The 21,351-nt window shown below is 43.9% G+C and carries 13 protein-coding genes and 1 pseudogene; 6 read left to right on the top strand and 8 right to left on the bottom strand.

Annotated elements, in window-relative coordinates; genetic code table 11:
• The first annotated feature begins 1,063 nt into the window (after window positions 1-1,063).
• A complete protein-coding gene (gene clpX / locus XZ46_RS09840; RefSeq protein ID WP_006669296.1) occupies window positions 1,064-2,434 on the top strand; it encodes an ATP-dependent protease ATP-binding subunit ClpX in 1,371 nt (456 codons plus the stop codon).
• A 134-nt stretch (window positions 2,435-2,568) separates the two neighbouring features.
• On the opposite strand, the gene XZ46_RS09835 is transcribed toward clpX, so the two are convergent.
• From XZ46_RS09835 to XZ46_RS09820, 4 genes are all read right to left on the bottom strand, one after another.
• The gene (locus XZ46_RS09835; protein ID WP_008050129.1) at window positions 2,569-5,301 is read right to left on the bottom strand and encodes a family 10 glycosylhydrolase; all 2,733 of its coding nucleotides are present in this window, start codon (window positions 5,299-5,301) and stop codon (window positions 2,569-2,571) included.
• Window positions 5,302-5,518: 217 nt separating this feature from the next.
• Complete coding sequence (locus XZ46_RS09830) at window positions 5,519-6,181, bottom strand: CDP-alcohol phosphatidyltransferase family protein (protein ID WP_228116527.1); 663 nt, start codon at window positions 6,179-6,181, stop codon at window positions 5,519-5,521.
• A 65-nt stretch (window positions 6,182-6,246) separates the two neighbouring features.
• The gene (locus XZ46_RS09825) at window positions 6,247-7,251 is read right to left on the bottom strand and encodes a diacylglycerol kinase family protein (RefSeq protein WP_008050126.1); all 1,005 of its coding nucleotides are present in this window, start codon (window positions 7,249-7,251) and stop codon (window positions 6,247-6,249) included.
• 118 nt (window positions 7,252-7,369) lie between these two features.
• Entirely contained in the window at window positions 7,370-8,557 is a 1,188-nt protein-coding gene (locus XZ46_RS09820) for an AAA family ATPase (protein WP_006626186.1), read from the bottom strand.
• 229 nt (window positions 8,558-8,786) lie between these two features.
• On the opposite strand from XZ46_RS09820, the pseudogene XZ46_RS28950 reads away from it, so the two are divergent.
• From XZ46_RS28950 to gnd, 3 genes and pseudogenes are all read left to right on the top strand, one after another.
• Window positions 8,787-9,026: pseudogene (locus XZ46_RS28950) on the top strand (zinc ribbon domain-containing protein); the annotation flags it as partial.
• A gap of 27 nt (window positions 9,027-9,053) precedes the next feature.
• Window positions 9,054-11,591: a glycogen/starch/alpha-glucan phosphorylase gene (locus tag XZ46_RS09815; protein WP_006669298.1), complete on the top strand. Its 2,538-nt coding sequence runs from the start codon at window positions 9,054-9,056 to the stop codon at window positions 11,589-11,591.
• A gap of 243 nt (window positions 11,592-11,834) precedes the next feature.
• On the top strand, window positions 11,835-13,259 hold the full coding sequence (gene gnd / locus XZ46_RS09810; protein WP_006669299.1) for a decarboxylating NADP(+)-dependent phosphogluconate dehydrogenase: 1,425 nt from the start codon (window positions 11,835-11,837) through the stop codon (window positions 13,257-13,259).
• 79 nt (window positions 13,260-13,338) lie between these two features.
• On the opposite strand, the gene XZ46_RS09805 is transcribed toward gnd, so the two are convergent.
• The 3 genes from XZ46_RS09805 to XZ46_RS09795 all read right to left on the bottom strand — a co-directional run bounded on the left by XZ46_RS09805 (window position 13,339) and on the right by XZ46_RS09795 (window position 16,968).
• Window positions 13,339-14,478: a Rid family detoxifying hydrolase gene (locus XZ46_RS09805; RefSeq protein ID WP_006626189.1), complete on the bottom strand. Its 1,140-nt coding sequence runs from the start codon at window positions 14,476-14,478 to the stop codon at window positions 13,339-13,341.
• A gap of 105 nt (window positions 14,479-14,583) precedes the next feature.
• Window positions 14,584-15,723: a Rid family detoxifying hydrolase gene (locus tag XZ46_RS09800; RefSeq protein ID WP_008050122.1), complete on the bottom strand. Its 1,140-nt coding sequence runs from the start codon at window positions 15,721-15,723 to the stop codon at window positions 14,584-14,586.
• 105 nt (window positions 15,724-15,828) lie between these two features.
• Complete coding sequence (locus XZ46_RS09795) at window positions 15,829-16,968, bottom strand: Rid family detoxifying hydrolase (RefSeq protein ID WP_008050121.1); 1,140 nt, start codon at window positions 16,966-16,968, stop codon at window positions 15,829-15,831.
• 446 nt (window positions 16,969-17,414) lie between these two features.
• On the opposite strand from XZ46_RS09795, the gene XZ46_RS09790 reads away from it, so the two are divergent.
• Window positions 17,415-18,194 (top strand): photosystem II electron transport protein, Sll1252 family, encoded by a 780-nt coding sequence (locus XZ46_RS09790; protein WP_008050120.1) that lies wholly within the window; start codon window positions 17,415-17,417, stop codon window positions 18,192-18,194.
• A gap of 14 nt (window positions 18,195-18,208) precedes the next feature.
• Window positions 18,209-20,602: a single-stranded-DNA-specific exonuclease RecJ gene (gene recJ, locus XZ46_RS09785; protein WP_008050119.1), complete on the top strand. Its 2,394-nt coding sequence runs from the start codon at window positions 18,209-18,211 to the stop codon at window positions 20,600-20,602.
• 51 nt (window positions 20,603-20,653) lie between these two features.
• Here the strand turns inward: recJ and XZ46_RS09780 are convergent, their stop codons facing one another.
• Entirely contained in the window at window positions 20,654-21,346 is a 693-nt protein-coding gene (locus XZ46_RS09780) for a Uma2 family endonuclease (RefSeq protein WP_008050118.1), read from the bottom strand.
• Window positions 21,347-21,351: the final 5 nt, after the last annotated feature.

Genomic DNA, 21,351 nt, shown 5'->3' with positions numbered 1-21,351 from the left:
TACCACCCTAGCATGATTAAATGTTAAGTTTAAGGTAGAGCAAAACACGGCTAGAAAACCCAACAGGGGCGAAATGACTGAATCTTTAGATTTACTTAAAGATTTTTTTCCCCCAGAAAAGCTAGAAACTATCGACAATAAGGTTAGTGCGAGACGTTTAGGAGTGAAATAAGGCTGCAATGCCTGAAATAACCTCCTAGAGGGAAAATTAGACCTTCAACCAGTCTAACCCCTTAACTGTATATATGTCCCGACGTTTAGTGAGTTGTTGCACTAAGCAAGGCAAGGAACTCAAGGTCAATCCCATTTTAAGAAATCACAAAATACCGTCCAAGTATACTTAGGAGGAGTATTTCAACCCACTTGGGGTGATTATGGGAAAGAGTAAAGGCGATAGCCACCCCCAGTTTCAGAAATCACAAATCTGGGATTGAAGCGGGGAACGGAAGGCGTGAGGGAAAACCCATTCCCAAAATCCGACCACTGCCAACCATCCATGATTAGGGAAACCGAATGTCTGGCTTGAACCATCGTAATATCGAGGTAGCGAAATAGGTTGACACGCTGCGTTCAAAAGAACAAGGGGAAAAGAAGAGGACTTGACTAGCCATCTTCACAGACCTTTAAAAGTACCCCGGTGGATAGGACAAATCTAAAGATGGAATGCCCATATATACGGAACGTTGAAACCCCTGTTAGGCTCTCCATATAAGAAAGTGAGCAATATTACTCACTGGAGTAGTGAAAAGTGTAAGCGTATGCCCATAAGGGGAAAGGATGTGACTGAAAGCTAATGCCTAACTGTAATGGTTGGGATATGCCCACTAGTCACGGTGTGGATATAGAGACTGCGATGATGTAAGAGTGCTTACGACCGTGAGCGAGTTTAAAGACTACGTGGTGTATATAGCTCCTAAAGTTGAAGTCATAAAGCAGGGGGTAGTAACCCTGTTCCTACTGACAAAATAGGGTATCCACATCAGGAGCCGTGTGATGTGAAAGTATCAAGCACGGTTTTGAATGGGAGTTGGGAAAGGTGACTTTCCTTTCGACCCCTACCAATATGTCCAGGTATGATTCCCATTTACGGTGTTCTTTTTGTGGCAAATCTCAGGAACAAGTTCGCAAGTTAATCGCAGGCCCTGGGGTCTATATCTGCGATGAGTGTGTGGAACTTTGTAATGAAATCCTGGAAGAAGAGTTTTCAGAAAGGGCTGGAAATAAACCACAACCGGGTCTAGGTGTAGAAACTAGACCATCTCCTTCCCAGCCGAGACTAACACCCCTAACAGAACTTCCTAAGCCAGTGGAAATCAAACAGTACCTGGATAAGCACGTCATTGGCCAAAACAATACCAAAAAAGTTTTATCAGTGGCAGTCTACAACCACTACAAGCGTCTTAGTGTAGATGCGGGAAACATTAGCAATCAGGACTTTGACGAAACACAAGGCTATAGCGACGAGCAGGTAGAATTACAGAAATCGAATATTCTACTAATGGGACCGACTGGATGTGGTAAAACTCTCCTAGCAGAATCTCTGGCTAAACTCCTGGATGTTCCGTTTGCGGTGGCTGATGCTACTACGCTGACAGAAGCTGGCTATGTGGGAGATGATGTAGAAAATATCCTACTGCGGTTGCTACAGGTAGCTGATTTCGATATCGAAGCAGCACAGCAGGGAATTATCTATATAGACGAAATTGATAAAATTGCCCGCAAAAGTGAAAATACCTCTATCACGCGAGATGTTTCTGGGGAAGGGGTACAACAAGCTCTGTTGAAAATCTTAGAAGGAACTGTGGTTAATGTGCCACCCCAAGGGGGAAGGAAGCACCCCTATCAAGATTTTATCCAAATTGATACGAGCAAGATTCTGTTTATCTGCGGCGGTGCTTTTGTGGGTCTCGATAAGCTGGTTGAACAACGGATGGGTAAAAAGTCCCTGGGCTTTATTCAACCAGGTGTTAAGCCAGGAGAAGAGGTGCAGAAAACATCTGTGGACACGACGGAAATTCTCCAAAATGTGGAACCTCAAGATTTGGTGAAATTTGGCTTGATTCCTGAGTTTATCGGTCGGGTTCCAGTCCTGACTGTGATTTCACCTCTGGATGAGGAGGCGCTGGTGAAAATCTTGACTGAGCCTCATAATGCTTTGGTTAAGCAGTATAAACAACTGCTGAAAATGGATAATGTCTCTTTGGAGTTTGAACCTGATGCTTTAATTGCGATCGCTAAAGAAGCCTACCGACGTAAAACAGGGGCTCGTGCGTTGCGCGGGATTTTGGAAGAACTAATGTTAGAGGTAATGTATGAGTTACCCTCCCGCAAGGATGTTAACCGCTGTGTGATTACTAAGGAAATGGTGGAAAAACGGTCAACTGCAGAGGTTCTCTGGCATCCGGCTTGGCGACGCCAGCACGAATCGGCTTAAATTAAATATACCGAAAATTGTCCGGTTAGGATTCATAGCTACTGTGGTCAGAGTCAGAGGGCGAGTTGATAAATCTTCTCGCCCTTAGATGTGATTAGTGGTGGAACCCACCCCCCGCGCGATCGCATCTATTATCAGTTGAGTCTGTGTGCGCCGTATCGTAACAGCATATCTAAACTAGCCAATCGATTTTGCCAACTTTGGACTTGGTAGGGTTTTTCCCTAGCATGGAGGGTCATATAACCGTTAAATTGAGATTGAAAAGTAGCTAATTCTCGTTGAGCGCGACTCAAGGCTTGAGGATTGGGGGACTCAGCCAAATTTTGCAAAGCCTGTGCTAAAACCTCTGCTTGGTTTCTAAAGCTGTTTAGTTGAGATTCCCTGATCCAGAGTTGGTCATTAGCGAGGAGAAAACTCCACTCTCGCTTGAGGGCTAAATAGCGATCGCTGGCAGCCTGGAGAGGCTGACGGTAGGGTATAATGGCGCTCTGGTTTCCGCCATTATTTTGAGTGCGACGCAAAAATCCCTGTAAGTTGCTATCAATAGTTTCCACGGCAAAAATGGAATAGCCGCCACTAGGTAAATCTCGGAGGGCTTGAATTTGGTCGATCGCCACCACATTAGGAATATCCAAAAGTTTGACGGAGGGGGCGATTAAAGTAAGCCCTAACTGTTGTGGTCCGGTGAGAGGTTGAGTAATGCGCTGTAGGCGATTAGTATCGAGGGAATAAGTCATAGGGACTAGCAAATCAAGATATCCTTGACGCGCCCAAACTTCCCAATGTTGTTGAATTTTGGCAATGCGTTCAGTTTCCGGGTGTGGAAACACCGCCGCCGAGAGAATGACATTCGGATAATTAGTGCTTAACAGTTGTCGGACATCGCGGACAAAAGATGTCACCTGATCAGAGCGAAATTGTGTCCACTGTTGCCATAATGCCCCATCACGGGGAGTCAGAGAAATGGGGTCAACTCCAGTTAAATCTCTAAACTGGGTTCTGGAGGCTGTACCATAGCCAAAATTAAAATTTCGGTTAGCATCCTGAAAAGGATAGCGGATATAGTCGAGATGAATGCCATCAACCTGATAATTGTGGGCTATTTCTCCGACCAAACGTAATAGATAACTGCGGACTTCCCGGTTAGCTGGATCTAGGTAAGCCTTGCGATCGTTTTCATGCCAAGTCCGACCCTGGTTATCCAAATTAGCCCATTCCGGGTAAGCGGACAACACAGGACCTAAATAACTGTCAGGTTGTCGCAAGAGGGCATTGTGTCGCTGATTAGCGATCGCAAATACCCAAACCCAGGCGTGTAATTCCATACCCCTAGCTTTTGCTAGTTTCACCGCCGCAGCTAAAGGGTCCCAACCGACGGTCAAAGGATTCTGGGAGGGTGCAACTCGCGAGGGGTAGATAGTATATCCGGCGTTGACAGTTTCAAAAAATACGGTATTAATTCCGGCATCTGCCAAACGGTCAAATATTTGGGCGAGTCCGGCTTCTCCTCTGGCCGCGACGATTGTACCACGATCTAGCCAAACTGCCCGAATTTCTGCACCCGATCGCTCTCCGTCGGTGGGGTAATTTTCCCACAATTTTTGACGGGCATCTAACCATAATCTTCTGGCAGCTACCCAATTTTGGGCGGCTACCAATTCGGGAAACTGTTTAATCGCTTGTTGGGCTAGGGCGATCGCATTTTGTGTCCTTGATGGTATAGAAGATGTGGCGTGTCTAGCAATTGTAGTCACTGGATTTTTCGGTTCAGCCGAAGCTATCTGCAAGTTAATGGGGGTACTACCAGAAGCCGAAGCTATAACAGCATTTTCAAACCTACCCAACAGATTCTCTAATTCTTCCCTCATCAAAATGGCGGTAGTGTTATCAATGGGGTCGTTACCCGGTTTGACCTCTAACCCTGCTGGCGCTGATTGTTCCGAGGGGTCTGTAAATAATTGCAGCAAAGAAGGACGGGGGTTGACTGAGGCTAGGTTGGGGTTACTAACTCGATTAGCTGGTGGGGGGGTTTGAATAGTTGTCTGAGACCCTGTATTTGACCGCTGAGGGGGGGTTTGAATAGTTGTCTGAGACGCTGTATTTGACTGCTGAGGGGGGGTTTGTATGGTGTGATTTTGGCGGGCTACAGAGGATTGTGGGGGACTGCTAGCCCCAGTGTCACGATTAATAGCAGCCTGTAACCAAGCTGTATCTACTTCTGGTGACTCTCCGCGTCCCCAATGCCATCCTAAATAAATAGCCTGGGTGGTTGCAATAGCGGCGGCGGAAGCGCTGCTACCCTGCCAAACTCCGGCGGTGTAGCTTTCTTGAGTGGCGGGAATTAATACCCCACCTGCTACGGTTCCACTGGTGTTCACTGTGGCGGCCCACTCTGTTATATTACGACAAATCTGATCTTGACAGCGATCGCTTTGAGAAATCGGCGTGGCTGGGTTACTCAGGGGAAAAGCCCAATAAGACCCGATTAGGGTTCTTAGTCTTTCACGCGCTAAGGGAGTTGAACGGTTCCCCACTGTCCCACTGGCTATTAAGCGCCCTCCCTGTTGTACCCATTGTTCTAATATACGAATTTGGTCTGTGGTCATTACTTCCACATTGGGAAGAAATAATACTCGCAGTCCCCGTAATGCTTCCGCGCTATTGAGATTATCTATATCAATGGTTTGATAGTTGATGCGACTGCTTTGTAGTCGGCTTTCTACACTATTCCAGTCTGCTGTCGGTAATGGGGAACGTACTACTCCCAAAATTGTTTCGGCTTTCACTGGTCCAGGAAACCAGGCGGAGAGATTAATTATAATACCAGTCAGAATGGCTGTGAGTGGGTACTTTCGGGAAGATGCCATGGGCTATTCAGTAGTTGGTTATTGTATAAAGCGAAAATCCGATCGCAATCGAGATAGGTTGTTTATGCAGTTACACCCCCAGAAACCCTAAGTCAGGGCGATTATCCCCCCTAATGGGGAAGAGCAGAAATCCTGATTCATTCTACAACTAAAGGCGATCGCCATGAATTGATCAATCCACCCATTTGGGAGACTCACCCCGATTGAGTTGTTGGGTTTATTCGTTCCCTGGGTTCAGGGCGTGAGCAAATCTATGTATAGCCGCCACATTAGATATTACCGCCAAAGCTATCAGTAGGGGGAAAATTTGCCCGGTTAATAATCCTACAATAATCAAAACTGTTCGCACAGCCCGGCTACCAATACTAGCGATACTGCTGCGACCTAATGATTCACTTTTGGCGCGGATATAGGGAACCATTGTAGTTCCCAAAAGTGCTATTAATCCCACGACTAAGTTATCCCTAGGGTTATCTAAGATTAGGGCTGATATTATCAAAAAATCCACATAGCGATCTAAGACACTATCCAGTAAGTTTCCCGTATCCGAAGCGATACCCCTACTCCGGGCTAGGTCTCCATCCAAACAGTCTAGTAACCCACTAATTACTATGGCTACAACTGCCCAAAGATAGTAATGTTTTAAGATTAAAAAACCTGCCAACCCGCCGCCAATCAATAAAGAAGTCCAGGTGATGCCGTTGGGGGTTATCCAAGACACATTAATCAAGACTTTGGCGATTTTGAGCGTGAAAAATTGCAGGATTTTGTCTAGGGGAGATTGAGGGGAAACGATGGAATTTTCGGGAAGTTCCGAGGTCTTTTCGTAGACGGTATCTGACATATTTTGATGGTTGATAAATGTTTTGTTATCAGCCAATAAGTATCACATTAGTTGGCAGAAGTCAATCATAATCAGACACTGACTCAGGCATGGCTAGGTATTTAAGGATGAAAGACACGCGCCAAATTGGGTAGGACTTCAACTTTAATGGGGGCTGAGGAAATAGGTTCCCCGTCTATGGCTAAAAATTCTCCATCTTGGGGGTCTAGGTGAAAACCTCGCAGCTTATAATATTCGATTCCTGGGATGGCTAGATGCTGTCCTTTATTGCACAATAAAAAAGCCTTAATTAAGTTGAATTTAGAGATACCACGCCGCACTAATAAAACATCTATATTTCCATCTGTGGGGTGAGAGTGAGGTGCGGGATTAAGATTATAAGCCGCCCAGGGAACATTCATCGCCCATAACAGTATATAATCATCCTCAATTATAAGGGGAGATTCACAGTCGGCAGTAATTAGCGATAATTTGCCTCGATAATGACGCAGTTTCCAGATTTCCCATAGTGCATAAATGTCGGTTTTTAAAGAACCCAAAAACCGCAGATTATCCGATTTGATATCGACGGCAGCAATTAATCCCCAGGCTATGGAGAGAATGCTATAATAAAAGCGATCGCTTTCGCCTTCGCTTTGTTGGACTCCCAAGATATCCAGGGGTTGAATATTGCCTCTGGTGATGGCAATGGTAGCATTGATATGATTATAGGTTTCTCCAGCTTCTTGTAGCAGGGTTTTACATAAGCCATTACTGGTACCGGCGGGGATGATTCCCAGAGGTGTTTTAATGGCTTTTTCCCAGTCTTGACGGTTCATTAAGCCGTTAATTACCTCATGAATGCTACCATCTCCCCCCACAACTACTAAGCCATCAATTGAGGATAAATCCATATTTTTGACGCGGTTTTGGAGGTCGCCAGCATGACGGGTGCAGGTGACATTAAAGGCGGTGTTATGGTGTGCTAAAATGGGTTTTATTTGCTCAAATATCTGTAAGGATTTACCTTTACCGCTGGCGGGATTAATGAAAATCTCTAATCGTTGAGGGGAGGGGTTTGGGGGTTGATTTGACCAACTCATTTTCTGATGATTCCGGGAATTCATTAAAGGCGATCGCCTAATTTATATATTATCATATTATCATAGTAATTTATCCCAAAACCTCGCCGGATAAAATGTAAACCTCCGGGGCGAATTGGGGGATTAAGTATAGTTAAAAAAATCACAAATTTATGAGAGGATTTCCCACGTCAAAAAAATCTTCCATCCAGAGAGAACCAAGCAAGGCACCTTGATTTATAAACTCTTTGACTCCCTGCATATCTGCGGTTTTTTTAGCTTGAGTAAAACCCTGGCTATCTCGATAAAGTACCCATAACTCTTCTGGCTTTAGACTATTTACAAAAAATGGAGAATGGGTAGTTACCATTAATTGAGTATTAGCAGAAGCTGTCCGGCATTCTTCAGCCAGTTGTGGCAATAAAACCGGGTGTAAGTGATTTTCGGGTTCTTCAATGCCGACTAATTGAGGAGGTTTTGGGTCATATAATACAGTTAAATATGCCAATAGTTTTAAAGTTCCGTCTGAGGCAAATTTGGCGAGAATTGGATGAGAAAAAGGTGCGTCTTTTATTTGTAATAACAGACGACCATCTGGCATAATTGATGCTTCTACTTTTTCTAAGCGAGGAATTCGGGAAGATAAAGTTTTTAAGATTTCCTCTAAACGCTGGGGATGTTGTTCTTTTAAATATTGGATAACATTGGGTAAATTATTCCCCGTTGTGGATAATCTTTCTTGGGTTCCTGCTTCGGGAATGCTGCGGGTATTGTCGGCGGTTAAATAGGATAAATACCATCCGGTGATGAACCGCCTTAAAGCACTAACCCGGGGATGTTTGGCAAATTGCCCCAAAGTATTAACCGCTAATAATTCCGGGGAGTCAAGTTGTTCCGTGATTCTTTCGTCTTGTGGGTCTGGCATTTCCCCACTGATGACTTGTCCTTCCCCATTTTTAAAGTCCAAAAAACGGAAGGGTTTACCTTGTCCTCCTCGTCGCCAATGCAGCCATTCTTCGGCGATAAAAGGGCGATTATTTTCTTCATTGATGGCGAGATGATAGGTAATTAAAGGTGAGTCGGAGGTTTCTCGGTATTTTAATTCAATCACAATGCAGCCTTGACTATCTCGGGTGCGGAGTTCTCGAAATCTCCCCCGTCTATCCCAGGCTTTGCTGAGGCTTTCGGTAAAGCATTCAGATAGAAAGGCAAACACATCAAAAATTGTGGATTTGCCACTGCCATTGGGACCTAAAAATACGGTGAGGGGAGTAATTCTTTTTAATTCGAGATTTTGTAAGGCGCGGTAATTTATAACTTTGAGATATTCGATTTTGGGAATTGTACTCATAATTTCGCTGCTAAGACCTACTGCTAACTATAGCGGTGGGTCGGGGAATCCGCAATTGATAATAGTTGGGAAGAGTTTGTCAGGGTTTCCAGATGGTTGGATTGATGGGACTGTCCACCGGGTCAAGGGTTCCGATGTGGATTGATTAACTCTGGGGGTCTGGGGGGTTTCCAGAAGGTTTTTGGTCATTACTATCAATTAGTGCCGAGTTGAGCCATACTTATCAAGAGTTGTAGATGTGACCGAAGAATACACCAGCAAAACCTGTACTCACTGTGGTCATGTCCATTCCCAGCTAGGTGGCTCAAAAGTGTTCCGATGTCCGGAGTGGGGGTTCACTCTACCACGGGACTGGAACGGTGCTTTTGGAATCTTTCTAAAAGCTTTGCGGGATACCGCCTCTGTTATCTTTACGGGTAATAGTGCTATCGTCGCATTATCCGGGAACAACCGGAAAAATGTCGCGTAAATGTATCAGACAGGAAAAGGAGAATTTATGACGCAGCCTCTTATCCCTATCGATCAATGTCCAATTCAGATTGAGGACGATCGCACAGGTACAAATGTGGAAACTCTCAAACGGGCTTTTGCAGATAACCTGTTTTATCTTCAGGGTAAGTATGAGTCCCTGGCTACCCAGGATGACTTTTATATGGCTTTGGCTTACACTTTGCGCGATCGCCTCCTGAGTCGTTGGCTAAAGACCATGAAAACTTACATGGAGAAAGATGTTAAGGTAGTTTACTACCTCTCCGCTGAGTTTCTCATGGGTCGCCACATGGGTAATAGTCTGATTAACCTCCATCTTTATGATCGGGTACGTCAGGCCGTCGAAGAGTCTGGGTTAGACTTGGATGAAATCCTCGAACATGAACCCGACCCCGGCTTGGGTAATGGCGGTTTGGGGCGGTTAGCCGCTTGCTTCGTCGATTCCTTGGCTACTCTGGAAATTCCCGCTGTGGGTTATGGTATTCGATACGAATTTGGGATTTTTACCCAGGCGATCCGCGATGGATGGCAAGCAGAAGTCCCTGATAAATGGTTGCGCTTTGGTAATCCTTGGGAAATTGCCCACCCTGACCAAGCCGTTGAGGTGAAATTGGGGGGCCATACCGAAATGTACCATAATGAAAAGGGAGAGTATAAGGTTCGTTGGATTCCCGCTAACCGGGTAGTAGGGATTCCCTATGATACTCCCGTTCCCGGTTATGATACTAATACGGTTAATCCCCTGCGTCTGTGGCGGGCTGAGGCTTCTGATGATTTCAATTTTGATGCCTTCAATGCTGGCAACTATGATGGCGCGGTCGCTGAAAAAATGCGATCGGAAACTATCTCTAAGGTGTTATACCCCAACGATAACACCCCCCAAGGTAAGCAATTGCGACTAGAACAACAGTTTTTCTTTGTTTCTTGTTCCCTACAGGATATTATCCGCACTCACCTACTGCGACATCCTAGCCTGCATAATCTTCATGATACCGCCGCTATCCAACTTAATGATACTCACCCGGCAGTAGCGATCGCTGAAATGATGCGATTGTTAATGGATGAACATGAGATGGACTGGAATACCGCTTGGCGGGTGACTCAAAAGACCTTCTCCTATACCAACCATACCTTACTGCCAGAAGCTCTGGAAAAATGGTCTGTGGGTTTGTTTGAATATCTACTTCCCCGCCACCTAGAGATTATCTATGAAATTAACCGCCGCTTCTTGGAGGACGTTAAACGCTGGTATCCTGGTGATGATAATTTGATCAGTCGTCTTTCTCTGATTGATGAGTCCGGCGAAAAGTATGTCCGTATGGCGAATTTGGCTTGCGTCGGTAGTCATGCTGTTAATGGCGTGGCTGCATTGCATACCCAACTCCTTAAACAAGACACTCTCCGGGATTTCTATAAGTTGTGGCCCGGAAAGTTCATTAATAAGACTAATGGTGTCACTCCCCGACGCTGGATTTTGATGTGTAATCCTAAACTCGCTGAACTTTACAACTCGAAAATCGGTGAGGGTTGGTTGAAAGACCTTAGTCAACTCAAGCAGTTGGAAAAATATGTTGATGACCCCGATTTCTGTCAGCAGTGGCGAGAAATTAAGCTGCACAATAAGCGACAGTTAGCCCAATATATCTGGGAACATAACGGCATCGAAGTTGACCCCCATTCGATGTTTGATATACAGGTGAAACGGATTCATGAGTACAAGCGTCAGCATTTGAATTTGCTGCATATTATCGCCCTGTATAATCAGATTAAGCAGAATCCTGACCAGCATATTGTACCCTGTACTTTTATCTTTGGTGGTAAGGCTGCCCCCGGTTATTTTATGGCGAAGTTGATTATCAAGCTCACTAATTCCGTGGCTGATGTCATTAACCATGATCCTGATGTTAGAGGTCGCTTAAAGATTGTTTTCCTCAACAATTTTAATGTTTCTTTGGGTCAGCGTATCTATCCGGCTGCCGATTTGTCTGAACAAGTTTCTACCGCTGGAAAAGAAGCCTCTGGAACCGGAAACATGAAGTTTGCTATGAATGGCGCGATGACTATTGGCACCTTGGATGGTGCTAATATTGAAATCCGCGAAGAAGCAGGCGAGGAAAATTTCTTCCTGTTTGGTTTGACCGCACAGGAAGTCGCTGATACTAAGGCGAAAGGTTATAATCCCAGGGATTATTATAGCAGTAATCCGTCCCTGAAAGCGGTAATCGATCGCATTGCTGCTGGCTATTTCTCCCACGGTGATAAAGAGCTGTTTAAGCCTTTGGTTGATTCCCTGATGTACCATGATCAGTATATGCTTTTTGCTGATTATCAGGCTTATGTGGACTGCCATAAACAGGTCTCCAAAACTTACAGTGATCAGGATAAGTGGACTCGGATGTCTATTTTGAATGCACTGCGGATGGCTAAGTTTTCTAGCGATCGCACTATTCGAGAGTATTGTAATGAAATCTGGAATGTGCAGCCTGTACCTATTGAGATGGAAGAATACAGCCAAGAAAATGCTGGTTTGAATCTCGGTAAATAACTACATTCTCGTGGGTGTTTGGGGCGGCTACAAGTCGCCCTTTTTTCGTTCACAGAACTATCGCAGCCTTAAATTATGTCCCACTGCTGAAAGTCCATATAACTGCTCTGGTTGCCTTCTTGTCTGTGTAGTCGCTGGGAGAATTAGCACCAGAGTTTTAAAAAAAAGCGATCGCCTTAGTCTGCTATAAAAATTAACGATACAGTCTAAAGTACAAATCAGCCAACCATTATAGGGAAGTTTATGTCAGAGCAAAAATTTGGTGTCATTGGTCTAGCGGTCATGGGTGAAAACCTCGCCCTAAATGTCGAACGCAATGGCTTTCCTGTCGCTGTTTATAACCGCACCAGTGCCAAAACTGATGAGTTTATGCAAAAACGCGCCCCAGGAAAAAATGTCAAACCCGCCTACAGCCTCGAAGAATTTGTCCAGTCCCTGGAACGTCCCCGGCGTATCCTCGTCATGGTCAAAGCCGGTAAACCTGTCGATGCCGTCATTGACCAATTGAAACCCCTGTTGGATCAGGATGATATGATTATCGACGGGGGAAATTCTCTCTATGAGGACACAGAGAGGCGCACCAAGGAACTCGAAGCTACTGGTTTAGGGTTTATGGGTATGGGTGTCAGTGGTGGCGAGGAAGGCGCATTATGGGGTCCTAGTTTAATGCCCGGAGGAACCGAGAATTCCTATCAGGCCCTTGAACCCATTTTAACTAAAATTGCCGCTCAAGTTGATGACGGCCCCTGTGTCACTTATATTGGCCCTGGCGGTGCCGGTCACTATGTCAAAATGGTTCACAACGGCATTGAATATGGCGATATGCAGCTGATCGCAGAAGCCTATGACCTCCTGCGTAATGTCATTGGCTTGAATGAACAACAGCTTTATGAGGTCTTTGCTGAGTGGAACACCACCGATGAGTTAAACTCTTTTCTGGTTGAAATTACTGCCGATATTTTTAAGCAAAAAGACCCCGAAACTGGCAAGCCTCTGGTTGACTTGATTTTGGACTCGGCTGGACAAAAAGGAACCGGACGCTGGACCGTCGTTAGTGCTTTGGAGTTGGGCGTTTCTATCCCTACCATTACTGCTGCTGTGAATAGCCGGATTATTTCTTCCTATAAGGATGAACGGGTAGCCGCCTCTCAGCAATTGCCGGGACCTAGTGCTAATTTTGATGGCGATGTTAGCGCTTTTATTAATAAGGTTCGTGATGCCTTGTACTGCTCGAAAATCTGTTCTTATGCTCAGGGTATGGCGCTTATTGGTAAGGCTTCTCAGGAGTTTAATTATCATCTGAATTTGGGCGAAATTGCCCGCATTTGGAAAGGTGGCTGCATTATTCGGGCGGGATTTTTGAATAAAATTAAGCAGGCTTATGACCAAAATCCACAATTGCCTAATTTGCTACTTGCGCCCGAGTTTAAGCAGACTATTCTTGACCGTCAGTCCGCTTGGCGGGAAGTTCTCGTCACTGCCAATACTATGGGTATTCCCGTCCCGGCTTTTAGTGCTTCTTTGGATTATTTTGATAGTTATCGCCGCGTGAGTTTACCTCAAAATTTAACTCAAGCACAACGAGACTATTTTGGCGCTCATACTTATGAGCGTATCGATAAACCCCGGGGGCAGTTTTTCCATACTGAATGGACTAATGTTGATTAATTCTCAGGTTTAGTCCCTTCGTGATTAACTGAGTTTTCCCTCACCCACAAACCCCCCACCTCTGGGGGGCTGCTTTATGCTATAAGGTGGCTATACATTCTATTTGCACTCGTGCATTTTCCGGGAGTTGCGACACCGCTACACAGGTACAAATTGGCAGATTTCCATCGGTGAAATAGCTAGAGTAAACGCTATTCATGCGATCGCTTTCCTGCAAGTCTACCATAAAAATCGTCGTTTTCACCACCTTAGACCAACCTACTCCCGCCGCCGTTAAAATCGCGCCAATATTATCCATCACTCGCCGCGTCTGGTCGGTAATTTCGTCATCGCATAACATAATATTTAGGCGGGGGGCTATGGCTATTTGACCCGCAATATATATACAGTCATTAATGATAACTGCTTGGTGAGGACTATTAGGAGATTTCGGCGCGTTTTCTGTATTAATAAATTCTGCCTTAGTCGAGTTTCTCCCAGACTCCCCCACTTCCATAATCAAATCATCATCGAGGTCATAAACTTCACCGTCTGGCATAATTGCGCCAATGATTTGAGCTTCTTGATAGTTAGTTAGGTACAAATTTGCATCAGTTAAATTGGCTCCGACAAAACTCGCATTTTTAACTTTGGCTTTCATTAGATTAGCTGTTTTGATGTTAGCTTGCTTGAAATTAGCCCCCTCTAAACAAGTCTCTCTCAAGATGGCTTCCTCTAGATTTGCCATTTTAAAATTACATTTTTTGCAGTTAGCTGCAGCCAAGTTGATGCGGAATCCATAAATGCCAGAAAAATTACATCCTTCTAAATCCAAATACGACCAATTTATGGAAAACATTTTACTACCCGAAAAATTAACATTTTTGATTATAGCTTTAGCCATGTTAATATCATCAAATCGACTAGATTCCTCGAATTGAGCCCCGGTTAAATCTGCCCCAGAAAAATCTATGGTTTGCAAATCAGACTTGATAAAACAGGCGTTAGTTAAGTTGGCATTAACAAATTGTACGGATTGGAAAGTTGACCCACTAAAGTTACAATTCTTGAGATTAGCATGATCAAAGGTCATCTCTTGAAAGTCAGAGTTGCTTAAATCAGCACCTTCTAAGTTAATCTCACTCAAATTACATCCTTTCCAAGTAGTATAAGATAAATCGACTCCGGGGAAGTCGCGTTCACCTAGTTTGTATCTGTCAAACAATTTTTGTGCTTCCATTTTCAGTTAGTCCTGGTAGATGTGGTTTTGACCCTATCCCAGAGTAGATATCTGCTGGGTATCGCACTATCAATTATATCTGATTATACGCCAATAGTGCATTTTTTAGGTGCTGGCTATACATTGGATTTGGACTCGGGCATTTTCCGGGAGTTGCGACACGGCTACACAGGTACAAATTGGCAGATTTTCATTTGTGAAATAGCTAGAGTAAACGCTATTCATGCGATCGCTTTCCTGCAAGTTTACCATAAAAATGGTGGTGGTCACCACCTTAGACCAACCTACTCCCGCCGCCGTTAAAATCGCGCCAATATTATCCATAACTCGCCGCGTCTGGTCGGTAATTTCGTCATCACATAACATAATATTTAGGCGGGGGTCTATCGCTATTTGACCCGCAATATATATACAGTCATTAACGATAACCGCTTGGTGAGGACTATTAGGAGATTTCGGCGCGTTTTCTGTATTAATAAATTCTGCCTTAGTCGAGTTTCCCCCAGACTCCCCCCCTTCCACAATCGAATAATCATCAGGGTCGTAAACTTCACCGTCTGGCATAATTGCGCCAATGATTTGAGCTTCTTGATAGTTAGTTAGGTACGAATTGACATCAGTTAAATCGGCTCCTATAAAACTAGCATTTTTAAGTTTTGCTTTCATCAGATTAGCTTTTTTGAGCTTGGCTTGCTTTAAATTAGCCCCCTCTAAACAAGCCTCTCTGAAGATGGCATTTTCGAGGTTTGCCAGTTTAAAATTGCAGTTTTTGCAGTTAGTTTCTGTCCAATTAGTTCCATGTAAATTAGTTTTATAAAAGCTACATCCTTCTAAGTCTAAAAAAGACCAGTTTACGCTATAAAGGTTAAGTTTGTCAAAATTGACATTTTTGGTGGTGGCTTTAGCGATTTCACAAGAACTAAATTGACGACATTCTCCGAATTGCGCTCCGGTTAAATCTGCCCAAGCAAAATCTATGATGTGCAAATCAGACTTGATAAAACAGGCATTAGTTAAATCGGCATTAACAAATTTTACGGATTGGAAAGTTGACCCCCTAAAGTTACAATTCTTGAGATTAGCCCTATTAAAAACCATATTTTTAAAGTCAGAGTTGCTGAAATCAGCACCTTCTAAGTTAATCTCACTCAAATCATATCCTTGCCAATCAGTATCAGATAAATCGACTCCGGGGAAGTCGCGTTCACCTTCTGCGTATCTGTCAAGCAATTCTTGTGGTTCCATTTTCAGTTAGTCCTGGTAGATGTGGTTTTGAGCCTATCCCAGAGTAGATATCTGCTGGGGATGGCACTATCAATTATATCTGATTATACCCCCATAGTGGATTTTTTAGGTGCTGGCTATACATTGGATTTGCACTCGTGCATTTTCCGGGAGTTGCGACACGGCTACACAGGTACAAATTGGCAGATTTCCATCCGTGAAATAGCTAGAGTAAACGCTATTCATGCGATCGCTTTCCTTTAAGTTTACCATAAAAATGGTGGTGTTCACCACCTTAGACCAACCTACTCCCGCCGCCGTTAAAATCGCGCCAATATTATCCATAACTCGCCGCGTCTGGTCGGTAATTTCGTCATCACATAACATAATATTTAGGCGGGGGTCTATCGCTATTTGACCCGCAATATATATACAGTCATTAATGATAACTGCTTGGTGAGGACTATTAGGAGATTTCGGCGCGTTTTCTGTACTAATAAATTCTGCCTTAGTCGAGTTTCCCCCAGACTCCCCCCCTTCCACAATCGAATAATCATCAGGGTCGTAAACTTCACCGTCTGGCATAATTGCGCCAATTATTTCAGCTTCTTGATAGTTAGACGCATAAACATAAGCATTAGTTAAATTGGCTCCGATAAAACTAGCATTTTTAACTTTGGCTTTCATCAGATTAGCTTTTTTGAGGTTGGCTTGCTTTAAATTAGCTCCCTCTAAACAAGTGTCTTTTAAGATAGCATTTTCGAGAATTGCCATTTTAAAATTGCAGTTTTTGCAGTTAGAACCAGCTAAGTTTATGCAGGTTCCATTGATGCGATAAAAATTACAGCCTTCTAAATCAAAAAGCGACCACTTTATCCCAGTCATGTTAATGCCAGAAAAATTGACATTTTTGATAATAGCTTTAGCCATATTAATATCACTAAATCGACTAGATTCCTGGAATTGAACCCCGGTTAAATCTGCCCCAGAAAAATCTATGTCGGACAAATCAGACTTGATAAAACAGGCGTTAGTTAAATCGGCATTAACAAATTCTACGAATTGCAAAGTTGACCCACTAAAGTTACAATTCTTGAGATTAGCATTATCAAAGGTCATATTTTTAAGCTCAGAGTTGCTTAAATCAGCACCTTCTAGGTTAATCTCACTCAAATCAGATGCTGGCCAATTAGTATCAGATAAATCGACTCCGGGGAAGTCGCGTTCACCTTCTGCGAATCTGTCAAGCAATTCTTGTGGTTGCATTTTCAGTTAGTCCTGGTAGATGTGGTTTTGAGCCTATCCCAGAGTAGATATCTGCTGGGGATGGCACTATCAATTATATCTGATTATACGCCCATAGTGGATTTTTTAGGTGCTGGCTATACATCAGATTTCTACTCGTGTATTTGGGTTGGGGTGTACCCACGGAGATTATACCATTTTTAAGGTTGGGTGCGCCACAATGATTAATTATTATAAAAAACCCCGATTTTGTAGGTGGTGATTTGATGGGGGGAAAACTGTATATCTGTGGATTGGGTCAGGTGAAATCATCCTAACCTACCTTAGACCCACCTAGTCCCACGACTACATAACAAAATAACCAGTCAGCAAGATATGGGCGGATTTGGGAAAAGAAAATGTGACGATCGCACAAAATCTGTTACAATGAAAAATGATAATTGCATCGACCTAGAACTCAAAAACTGATGCTGCCAAGGCAAGAACTACTTAACGGAATTGAAAATCGAGATTGTATCGCCAGAATTATCGACCTGGCGGAACAAGCATTGAAAACCTGGGAAATTACCCAAACCGAGTTTCTCTCACCCCCAGAAATCGCAGAAGCACAAGGAATTTTTCGGCGACTGACAGAAATACAAGCGTTATCCTGGGGGGGTTATCCGCAAGCAGAACGTCAGCGAATGGCGATCGCACGATCAGAAATCCCCCTCGACTCAAGCCATGTAGAAATCGCAGCGATCGACATTTCCGGGAACTTTTTATTTGATACCGCGACTCACCGGGATTTTTTGGGTTCCTTATTAGGGACGGGAATTGTCCGGGAAAAAACTGGGGATTTAATAGTGTTAGGAGAACGGGGAGCCCAGGCTATTGTGATTCCTGAATTGGTGGAATATCTGGAGATGAACCTAACCCAAGTGCGGACAGTTCCCGTTAAGGTGCAACCGATTGATTTAAGCGAGTTGAAAGTTCGAGAACCTAAGAAAAAAGCCATGACTACGGTTGAGGCTTCTTTGCGTTTAGATGCGATCGCTTCTGCGGGGTTTGGGATGTCTCGGAGTAAAATGGTCAACCTCATTGATGGCGGTGATGTGCGAGTTAATTGGAAAGAAGTTAAACAAGCCAGCATTGCGGTTAAAACCGGAGATTTAATCGCTATTCGCGGGAAAGGCAGATTGGAAATTGGGGAGGTTTCTGTCACCAAAAAACAGCGCTATCGAGTCGAATTAACTAGATATAATTAACTGATAATTAAACTATGTGGCAGGTGCAACCATCCCGAAAAATTCCTGATTGGATGATAGCAGAAATCCGGCGACATCACCCTAATATTTCCGGGAAATACTTGTCTCAACTGTTACTCTCTCGGGGAATTTCTACACCCGACAAGTTGACTAGATTTCTGGAAATTGACAGCTATCAACCCGCCAGTCCCGCTGAATTTGGGGCGGAAATGCAGCAGGCGATCGCTCGATTAACTCTCGCTTATCAGAGATGTATCAGCGACAATAACCCTGAAAAAATCGTGATTTGGGGAGACTTTGACGCAGACGGTATCACCGCGACCGCCGTTTTGTGGGAAGGGTTGCGACATTTTTTTGGGTCCTCTGTTTCCTACACTATTCCTAACCGTTTGACCGACTCCCACGGACTAAACCAACGGGGAATTGAAACGTTGGCGGCGCAAGGTTGTAGTCTGATTATTACCTGCGATACGGGAAGCACAAACTTAGCCGAATTACAACTCGCGCAAAATTTGGGTATTGATGTCATTATCACAGACCACCATACCTTACCACCCACACGCCCCCCCGTGGTGGCGATTATTAATCCCCGCAATTTACCCTCAGACCATCCCCTTTATCATCTCTCAGGAGTAGCGATCGCTTATAAGTTAGTAGAAGCATTATATATGGCTTTACCAGGCGTTTCTCAACAGCCTTTAGAGAATTTACTCGACTTAGTGGCTATTGGTTTAATTGCGGATTTGGTTGAAATTACGGGAGACTGTCGCTACTTAGCCAAACGGGGGATTCAACAACTCCAAAAACAACAGAAAAACCCCACCCGTCCGGGAGTTTCCCAATTGCTGAAATTATGCAAAAACAATGGCGATCGCCCTACGGATATATCCTTTGGTATCGGTCCGAGAATTAATGCAGTTAGTCGCATTTATGGGGACGTTAGTTGTGTCGTGGAATTACTCACCACCCGCGACAAACAACAGGCGTACAAATTAGCCTGGAATACCGAAATAGCCAACAGTCGCCGCCGAGAGTTGCAGAAAAATCTCGCCTATGATGTGCGGAAAAAGCTGCAAAAAATCGACTTATCTACTACTTATGCGATCGTCCTGAGTGACTCTCAATGGTATGTGGGATTATTAGGATTAGTCGCGGGTCAAATCGCCCAAGAATATCGTCGCCCCACTATTTTACTGACTACCGAAGGCGGGACCGAAACCGGACTAGCTAGGGGGTCAGCCAGTTCAATTAATCCTATTGACCTCTATGATTTAGTATATAGTCAACGGCATCTATTGCATAGTTTTGGGGGTCATCCTTTCGCCGCCAGTTTGAGTTTACCCATTGAGAATATCCCCATATTTAAACAAGTCATAGACCAGCAACTCCGACAACGTATGGGGGAAATATTACTCCCTAAATCTCCCATTATAATCGATTTGGTTTGTACTGTGGCAGAATTGGGTTATAATTTATTCCAAGAACTAAAATTCCTCGAACCCTTTGGAATAGGAAATCCAGTCCCCAAGTTATTAATTAAGAATTGTTGGTTTGAGGATGTTTGGAATAAAAATATTGTGGATTTACGGCGTAAACAAGTTAAGTATATTAAGACTACCTATCAGCTATTTGATGATTCTACGGAATCAGGTTTTCCTGGGGTGTGGTGGGGTCACTATAAAGAAGAATTACCCCCCGGTCGATATGATGCGATAGTCGAGTTGGATTTTAATGCTAATAGAAGTAACTGCGAAGTGCGATTATTAGCTGTGTGTCCAGCCTTATCAGAAGCTGAGATTAACCCGCCATTAATTACTGTTGAGATAGTGGATTTTCGGAATCGTGAACATGGGGAAAGTACAGTTTTCCCTGGTGAGAATAACCCCATAGAAAGTAGTTATTTGGTGGTGAGTAATTGTCCGACCAGTTGGGAGGAATTAACAGCCAAGTTTATTGAGGCTTTCAACGCTGAGAAAAAATTGGCGATCGCCTATTCTCTCCCTCCCAGAATATCACCCCCAGAAGTGTGGGAAAAACTCACCGAAATCGCCGATAATTTAAGCCATAATCACCAAGGGATTAGTCCCCAGGAATTACGAGAAATCTTGGGAATTGGGGATATAGCTTTAAGTAGGGGTTTAGATTGTTTAAAATCCCTAGGCTACCAGATAGAATTAGCTGAGGATACCCCATCAAATAAGCAGTTATATATTACCTCCCAGACTACTGCTGACCGGGGAGACATCTCTGAAGATAACCAGGATTTTGCATCGTTACTAGATATCTTTTTTGCCACCATTGAAGAAGAACAATTTACCCGCCAATATTTCTGTGAAGTTTCCCTAAAAACCATCCAGGCTACCTGTAGAATGAGTCAACTCAAATCAATTTATAGTTTCCCCGGATAGTCGCCATTGTAGCACCGAGAAGCGATCGCCTTTCCAACCACTTCCGCCATTTTAGGGATTCATTGACAATCTTTGTACAAATTCCTGATATTCTGGGGTAGCTATTCCTTCCTGTAACTTAGCTAAAACCTGCGCCATATTACCCGATAATAGCGCATTTACATCTAACCATAAACCTGGGAAAAATGTACTTTTCAGACAACCAGAATTATCTATCTGTTGTAGCTGATAGCGTCCTTCACAGAGTACATACCAGCGAAATTCTGACCCATCAACCAGCCAGACTAAATATTCCCTTACACCATTACGGCGATAGGCGTGTAGCTTATCGTGGAGGTCTTTTGAGACGCTACTGGCTGCAATTTCTACAATCAATTCTGGGGGTCCTTCTATATAATCATCCTCACTAATGCGCGACTGTCCCCCCGCCGCCTCTTCGATACGCAATAAAGCGTCTGGTTGCGGTTCATTATCCATGTCTAGGCGAACACTGGTGTTGTCACAAACCATAATGTTAGGCGTAAAACTGCGGTAAAAAACCAGCCAACCCATAACATCACTATGAGGTTTTCCGTGTTGTCGGACTCTAACAGGGGATGTCATATAAACGACTCCTTCCACTAATTCAGCCTTTTTTATATCCGGTAGCAAACTATAGCGCCGCTCAAATTCTATCATCGATAAGCGATCGCCATTTTCCAAAGTTGGGAGAATTGTTTGAGAACCTGATGGAGTATAATTCATAACAT

The sequence above is a fragment of the Limnospira indica PCC 8005 genome (assembly GCF_000973065.1).
In the GTDB taxonomy this organism is placed as follows: domain Bacteria; phylum Cyanobacteriota; class Cyanobacteriia; order Cyanobacteriales; family Microcoleaceae; genus Limnospira; species Limnospira fusiformis.
Note: the sequence above shows the minus strand (reverse complement) of the source record. Positions and strands in the feature narration are given on the sequence as shown.

Coding starts and splice junctions, on each gene's coding strand:
- clpX (WP_006669296.1), top strand. CDS start 1,064: ATGTCCAGGTATGATTCCCATTTACGGTGTTCTTTTTGTGGCAAATCT.
- XZ46_RS09795 (WP_008050121.1), bottom strand. CDS start 16,968: ATGCAACCACAAGAATTGCTTGACAGATTCGCAGAAGGTGAACGCGAC.
- XZ46_RS09815 (WP_006669298.1), top strand. CDS start 9,054: ATGACGCAGCCTCTTATCCCTATCGATCAATGTCCAATTCAGATTGAG.
- recJ (WP_008050119.1), top strand. CDS start 18,209: ATGTGGCAGGTGCAACCATCCCGAAAAATTCCTGATTGGATGATAGCA.
- XZ46_RS09820 (WP_006626186.1), bottom strand. CDS start 8,557: ATGAGTACAATTCCCAAAATCGAATATCTCAAAGTTATAAATTACCGC.
- XZ46_RS09825 (WP_008050126.1), bottom strand. CDS start 7,251: ATGAATTCCCGGAATCATCAGAAAATGAGTTGGTCAAATCAACCCCCA.
- XZ46_RS09790 (WP_008050120.1), top strand. CDS start 17,415: ATGCTGCCAAGGCAAGAACTACTTAACGGAATTGAAAATCGAGATTGT.
- XZ46_RS09780 (WP_008050118.1), bottom strand. CDS start 21,346: ATGAATTATACTCCATCAGGTTCTCAAACAATTCTCCCAACTTTGGAA.
- XZ46_RS09805 (WP_006626189.1), bottom strand. CDS start 14,478: ATGGAAGCACAAAAATTGTTTGACAGATACAAACTAGGTGAACGCGAC.
- XZ46_RS09800 (WP_008050122.1), bottom strand. CDS start 15,723: ATGGAACCACAAGAATTGCTTGACAGATACGCAGAAGGTGAACGCGAC.
- XZ46_RS09835 (WP_008050129.1), bottom strand. CDS start 5,301: ATGGCATCTTCCCGAAAGTACCCACTCACAGCCATTCTGACTGGTATT.
- gnd (WP_006669299.1), top strand. CDS start 11,835: ATGTCAGAGCAAAAATTTGGTGTCATTGGTCTAGCGGTCATGGGTGAA.